This is a genomic window from Micromonospora sp. NPDC006431, assembly GCF_042870725.1.
GTDB lineage: Bacteria > Actinomycetota > Actinomycetes > Mycobacteriales > Micromonosporaceae > Micromonospora.
This window is the reverse complement of the sequence record NZ_JBIAHQ010000001.1, coordinates 37,718-44,200: the sequence shown is the minus strand read 5'-3', so window position 1 is coordinate 44,200 and position 6,483 is coordinate 37,718. Positions and strand designations below refer to the sequence as shown.

General features: G+C 73.5%; 5 protein-coding genes and 1 pseudogene. 1 reads left to right on the top strand and 5 read right to left on the bottom strand.

Annotated elements, in window-relative coordinates; genetic code table 11:
* Positions 1-138: 138 nt before the first annotated feature.
* The 5 genes and pseudogenes from ACFYM6_RS00225 to ACFYM6_RS00205 all read right to left on the bottom strand — a co-directional run.
* Positions 139-321, bottom strand: a pseudogene (locus ACFYM6_RS00225) (DUF5701 family protein); the annotation flags it as partial.
* A gap of 19 nt (positions 322-340) precedes the next feature.
* On the bottom strand, positions 341-1,102 hold the full coding sequence (locus ACFYM6_RS00220) for a LytR/AlgR family response regulator transcription factor (RefSeq protein WP_387270803.1): 762 nt from the start codon (positions 1,100-1,102) through the stop codon (positions 341-343).
* A 34-nt stretch (positions 1,103-1,136) separates the two neighbouring features.
* Positions 1,137-2,360: a sensor histidine kinase gene (locus ACFYM6_RS00215; RefSeq protein ID WP_387270801.1), complete on the bottom strand. Its 1,224-nt coding sequence runs from the start codon at positions 2,358-2,360 to the stop codon at positions 1,137-1,139.
* A 40-nt stretch (positions 2,361-2,400) separates the two neighbouring features.
* Positions 2,401-3,915, bottom strand: coding sequence for a sugar transferase (locus ACFYM6_RS00210; RefSeq protein ID WP_387270799.1), 1,515 nt, complete (start codon positions 3,913-3,915; stop codon positions 2,401-2,403).
* A gap of 324 nt (positions 3,916-4,239) precedes the next feature.
* A complete protein-coding gene (locus ACFYM6_RS00205; RefSeq protein ID WP_387270797.1) occupies positions 4,240-5,100 on the bottom strand; it encodes an Fpg/Nei family DNA glycosylase in 861 nt (286 codons plus the stop codon).
* 24 nt (positions 5,101-5,124) lie between these two features.
* Between ACFYM6_RS00205 and ACFYM6_RS00200 the strand changes: the two genes are divergently transcribed.
* Positions 5,125-6,408 carry a glycosyltransferase gene (locus tag ACFYM6_RS00200; RefSeq protein WP_387270795.1) on the top strand — a complete coding sequence of 428 codons (1,284 nt, stop codon included), beginning with the start codon at positions 5,125-5,127 and terminating at the stop codon, positions 6,406-6,408.
* Positions 6,409-6,483 lie beyond the last annotated feature (75 nt).

Here is a 6,483-nt window from a genome sequence, read left to right as displayed (position 1 = left end):
GGGGTCGTGTATGGGGGCTGTCCGGGCCGACCCTTTGTGCTACCCCCCGCGTTGGGGGTGCTCATTAAAAAAAAAAAAAACCCCAAAAGGGGGGGGGGGGGGGGGGGGCGGCCCCCCCCCCCCCCCCCCGCCGCGGACTCACGCCAGGCCGACTCGGACCGGGCGGGCAGTCGCGGAGCCGAGCCAGGTGTGCGGGTTGCCGTACCAGCACCAGCCGAGCTTCGGCGCGCCCTGGCTGATCCAGAGCGCCGGCACCCGCTTGTCGCCACACCGCGAGCCGACCAGCGAGAAGCAGCGGTTGCTGGCCAGCGCCGGCGGATGGAGGGTGACGAAATTTCGGCTAGCGGTTCCAGTCCTGTTTCGCCGCCCGGACCAGCTTGTCCTTCAGCTCCCGCGTGTGCCGGCGGCTGACCGGCAGCTCCGTCCCGTCGATCACCACCACGTAGCCCGAGTTGACCAGCCGCAGCTCCGCGATCAGCTTCAACTGCACCAGGTACGACCGGTGGATCCGCACGAAACCGGCGTCCGCCCAGCGCTCGGCGAGGGTGGCCAGCGAGACCCGGACCAGGTGGGAAGCTTCCGCGGTGTGCAGCCGGGCGTAGTCGCCCTGCGCCTCCACCCAGCGCACCGCCGAGCGGGGCAACATCCGGGTCGTCCCGGCCAGCTCGATCGGGATGGTCGGGTCCTCCTCCGCCCGGGCCAGGGCCGCCGGGTGCGACGGCACCACCCGGGAGCCGATCACCCGGCGCAGCGACTCGGCCAGCCGCTCGGCGCGTACCGGCTTGCGCACGTAGTCGGTGGCGCCCAGGTCGAAGGCGTCGACCGCGCCGTCGTCGTACGCGGTGACGAAGACGATCGCCGGCGGCCGGGCGAACCGCCGCAGCACCCGGGCCAGCTCCATCCCGTCCAGCCCGGGCATCCGGATGTCCAGGAAGACGACGTCCACGTCGGCGTCGCGGAGCACCCGCAGCGCCTCGGTGGCGTCCCCGGCCGTGTGCAGCCGGGCCACCCGGGGATCGGCCCGCAGGTGGTACGCCAGCTCGTCCAGCGCCGGCGGCTCGTCGTCCACCGCCAGCACTCTGAGAAAACCGGATGCCGTCACTGTGCTGACCCCGCCGTTCGCTCGCTGCGCTCGCTCACGAACCCGCCCGTACCCCGGGATGGAACTTCGGCACCCGCATGCTCACCTTCGTACCCGAGCCCAGGCCGGTCTCGACGGTCAGGCCGAACCGGTCCCCGAAGACCGACCGCAGCCGCTCGTCGACGTTCGACAGGCCCACGTGCTGCCCCGCGTCGTCGGTCGGGTCGCCGCCCGCGGCGGCCAGCTCGGCAATGCCGGCGGTGAGCGTGGTCGGATCCATCCCCACTCCGTCGTCCTCCACCGTGATGTGGCACTCGGCGCCCGCGTCCCGGGCCTCGATGCTCACCATGCCGGTGCCCGGCTTGCGGGACAACCCGTGCCGGACCGCGTTCTCCACGAGCGGCTGGAGGCAGAGGAACGGCAGGGTCACCGGCAGCACCTCCGGGGCGATCTGCAGGCGCACCTGGAGCCGGTCGCCGAACCGGGCCCGCTCGATGGTCAGATACCGGTCGATCGAGCGCAGCTCCTCGGCGAGGGTGGTGAACTCGCCGTGCGCCCGGAACGAGTACCGGGTGAACTCGGCGAACTCGAGGATCAGCTCCCGGGCCCGCTCCGGGTCGGTCCGGACGAACGAGCCGATCGCGGTCAACGCGTTGTAGATGAAGTGCGGGCTGATCTGGGCGCGCAGGGCGCGTACCTCGGCCCGGGCCAGCCGCTCCCGGGACGAGTCCAGCTCGGCCAGGGCGAGCTGGTCGCCGGCCCAGTGCGCGGTCTCCAGGGTCGCCTGCACCAGCCCCGGGGCCGGCTGCTCGTCGGCGATCGCCACCAGCGCCCCGACCACCCGCCCGTCCGCGCTCAGCGGCGCCACCACCGCGCCCCGCACCTGGCAGTCCACCAGGTCGCAGCGCAGCTCCGACTCCCGCAGCACGGTCGACCGCCCGGCGGACGCCGCCCGCCGGGCCGCCGCGAGCAACTGGTCGCCGTGGTGCGCGCCGCGCCCGTCGAGGGCGAGCAGGGCCTCCCGGTCCGTCAGGGCCAGCCCGGCCGCGCCCACCAGCGCCCGCAGATGGCGTACGGCCTTCGCCGCGCCCGTGCTGCTCAACCCGGCCCGCAGCGGCTCGGCGGCGAGGCCGGCAGTGTGCAGCACCTCGTAGGTGGCCCGCTGGGTGGCCGTGGCGATGCCCCGCCGGGCGCGCAGCCGCAGCACCGCCCAGAGTGCCGCGGCGAGCGCGGTGACCAGCGAGACGACGCCGAAGACGGCGGAGAGGTTGCCACCCACGGCCCAGATCCTCGCGGCTCGGCGGCCGCCCGCCAAGGGGTCAGTACGCGCCCTTGCGGGCCACCACCACCCCGATGGTCCGCCACAGGATGCTCAGGTCGTACGCCAGCGACCAGTTGTCGACGTAGTAGAGGTCGAGCCGGACCGCCTCGTCCCAGGAGAGGTCGGAGCGACCGGAGACCTGCCAGAGCCCGGTGATGCCCGGCCGGACCAGCAGCCGGCGGCGGACGTCGCCGAGGAAGTCACCGTCGTCGGCCGGCAGCGGACGCGGCCCGACCAGCGACATCTCGCCCCAGAGCACGTTGATCAGCTGGGGCAGCTCGTCCAGCGAGGAGGCGCGCAGGAAGCGGCCCACCGGGAACACCCGCGGATCCTGCTTGATCTTGAACAGCATGCCGTCGGTCTCGTTCTGGTCGACCAGGCTGGCCAGCCGCTCCTCGGCGTCGGTGTACATGGTCCGGAACTTCCAGACCCGGAAGGTCCGCCCCTCGTGCCCGACCCGGGGCTGCCGGAAGAAGACCGGCCCGGGATCGGAGATCCGGATGGCGACCGCGATGGCGAGGAAGAGCGGGATCAGCAGCACCAGGCCCAGCCCGGCGGCCATCCGGTCCATCAGGTTCTTGACCAGCAGCGCCGGGCCCGACAGGGTCGGCTCCTCGACGTGCAGCAGCGGCAGGCCCTCGATCGGGCGGATGTGCACCCGGGGGCCGGCGATGTCGGTGAGCTGGGGCGCGACCACCAGGTCGACGCCGGAGCCCTCGAGCTGCCAGGCCAGCCGGCGCAGCTCGCCCGGCTCGGCGCTGGCCGAGCCGCAGACCGCGATGGTGTCCCCGCCGACCTCCCGGACCAGGGCGAGCACGTCCCGGCCGGCGTAGACCGGCACCGGGGTCTCGATGCCGCGCGCGGCGGCGTACCCGTCCGTCAGGTGGATGGCTACCGGCACCAGGCCGGCCCCGGGGCTGCGGGTGACCGTGGTGTAGACCTCCAGGCACTCCGGCAGGGTGCCGACCAGCACCATCCGGTGCCCGGCCTGACCCGCCCGGCGCCGGACGACGTGCAGCAGGAAACGGGCGACGAGGCGCTCCAGCAGGATCAGCACCAGCGCCCCGAGCAGGGCAGTGCCGACCGTCCACCGGGACAGCCCGGTCGTCTTCGTGGCGAAGGCGAGGAAAGAGACCGTCGCGGCGACCGCGACGCCGCCGCGGACCACCCGTTTGAACTCGTCCGGGCCGAGCCCCAGGTAGCGGCGGTCGTACGCCCGGTTGCCCCAGAGGATGACCAACCAACCGAGTGGCAGCAGCAGGAACGCGACGGTGTAGAACCAGGTCGGGTCCTCGTCGGCACCGTAGAAGCCGGAGGACGCCTGTTGGAAGCTCTGGATCGAGATGAAGCTCGCCAGCGCCGCCGCCGCGAAGTCGAGCAGGAGCAGGATCGCGGTGTAGGGGCGGTGCCAGCGGGACACCCGGCGACGGGCGCGGGCCCACGCCGACCGGGGTACGCCGTTGTGCGACGGCGGAGTCGGCGGCTGGATCTCGAAGCTGTCGACGTGCCGCACGCTCTTGCTCCGGCCTGTGTTGGTTACCGGGCGCTGGAGGCTTGTCGTCACCTCAACCCATGTCCTCCCGCATGACACGCGCCCTCACTCGCCGTGAGGACCCGGGTCGCCCACCGTCCCAGTCTCCCACGCGGGCCCGGTCGGGACGGCCCCCCGAAGGAGATGCCGTCCGTCGGTGCTCGTAGGGATCTGGCCGGCTCCGTATCGGTTGTGAAGCCGGGGACCGAGCCACTATACCGATGGATGGCGGCCCCGGTAGAGGCGCGAGTGGGACGTTCGGCGATCCGCGGCCCATTCCTCTCCGTAGTCATCCCGTGTGATTACTCACCGTACGAGGCGGGACAACCTTCGGTCAGCGAGCGGCTTGCCGCCGGTCTGGCAGGTCGGGCAGTACTGGAGGCTGGAGTCGGCGAACGAGACCTCGCGGACGGTGTCGCCGCAGACCGGACAGGGCAGCCCGGACCGGGCGTGCACCTTGAGGCCCGAGCGCTTCTCCCCCTTCAGCTCGGCGGCCCGCTGCCCCATCGAGCGCCGGACCGCGTCGCCGAGCACCGCGCGGGTCGCCGCGTGCAGCGCGGCGAGCTGGTCGTCGGTGAGCCGGTCGGTGATCGCGAACGGGGACAGCTTCGCCGCGTGCAGGATCTCGTCCGAGTACGCGTTGCCGACCCCGGCCAGCACCGCCTGGTCGGTCAGCACCCCCTTGACCTGGCCCCGCCGGCTGCGTATCCGCTCGGCGAAGGTGGCCAGGTCGGCGTCGAACGCGTCCGGGCCCAGCTTCGTCACCCCGGGCACCTGCGCCGGGTCGGTCACCAGGTACGCGGCCAGCTTCTTCTGGGTGCCGGCCTCGGTCAGGTCGAAGCCGGAGCCGTCGTCGAGGCGTACCCGCAGGGCGATCGGACCCTTGCCGGGGCGCAGGGGGGCGGTCGACGGGAACGCCTCCCGGTAGTGCAGCCAGCCCGCGCGGGCCAGGTGGACCACCAGGTGCAGCCCGCCGTCGAACCGGACGTCCAGGAACTTGCCGTGCCGGCCCGCGCCGACCACCGCCTTGCCCGCCACCGCGCTCGGCGGCGGGTCGTACGTCTTCAGGGCACTGATCGCGGCGAGCTCGACGCGCTCGACGCGCCGGCCCACCGCCCGCTCGCGCAGGTAGCCGGCGAGCGCTTCCACCTCCGGTAGTTCGGGCACCGTTCAACGGTAGCCTTCTTTCCCGTGAGAATCGTGGTGGCGCACAACCGGTACCGGGAAGCCCAGCCCTCCGGCGAGAACACGATCGTCGACGCGGAGATCGCCCAGCTCACCGCGGCCGGGGTGGAGGTGCTGCCGTTCCTGCGCAGCTCCGACGAGATTCCCACCATGTCGAAGCCGGCCAAGGCGCTGCTGCCGATCTCGCCGATCTGGGCGCCGCAGGCCCAGCAGGACCTGGACCGGCTGCTCGCCGAGCACCGTCCGGACGTGCTGCACCTGCACAACCCGTACCCGTTGCTCTCGCCCTGGGTGGTGCGGACCGCGCACAAGCGCGGCGTGCCGGTGGTGCAGACGGTGCACAACTACCGGCAGGTCTGCTCCTCCGGGCTCTATTTCCGGGACGGGGTGATCTGCCAGGACTGCCGAGGGCGGGCGCTGGGCGTGCCGGCGATCGTGCACCGCTGCTACCGGGGCTCGCGGGCGCAGAGCGCCCTGATGGCCACCACCCTCGCCGTGCACCGCCCGACCTGGCGGTCGGTGGACCGGTTCATCGCGCTCACCACCGCGGTCGCCGACCACCTGCGGGACTACGGCATCCCGGACGAGCGGATCGTGGTCAAGCCCAACGCCGTCCCCGATCCGGGTACGCCGGCGCCGCTCGGCGACGGGTTCCTCTTCATGGCCCGCCTCACCCCGGAGAAGGGGCTCGACCTGCTGCTGGAGGCGTGGCGGCGGCACCCGGTGGGGGCCCTGGGCACGCTGCGGATCGCCGGCGACGGCGAGCTGCGCCCGCTGGCCGAGGCGGCCGCCGCCGACCGCCCCGACGTGGTCTACCTGGGCCAGCTCGACCGGGCCGGGGTGCGCGCCGCGATCGAGGCGAGCGCCGTGGTGCTGGCGACCTCCACCTGGCACGACGTGCTGCCGACCGTGATCATCGAGGCGCTGGCCAGCGGCCGGCCGGTGCTCGGCACCGCGCTCGGCGGGATCCCGTACCTGGTCGGCGCGGACACCCCACGGGAGCCCGCGGGCACCGGGCCGGCCGAGGTGGCCTCCGCCGTCGCCGGGGACTCCGCTGGCCCGGCCATCCCCGACGGTGTCCAGGTGGGCGAGGCCGGCTGGGTGGTGGCCCCGGACCCGGCCGCGCTGGCCGCCGCCCTGCCGGTGGCGCGGGCCGGTGCGGCGCGGCTCGCCCCGGCGGCCCGGGCCCGCTACGAGCGCACCTTCCACCCCGACGTGGTCACCAGGCGCCTCATCGACATCTACGCGGATGTCGCGCGGAGTCGGACGGCGGTCGCCGGGGACCGCTGACCCCCGCGAGTGGGGTGGTTGGGTGCGACCGCTTGCGGAAGGTCACTGACCGTTGGGACTGCTGGGCGTGGCGCC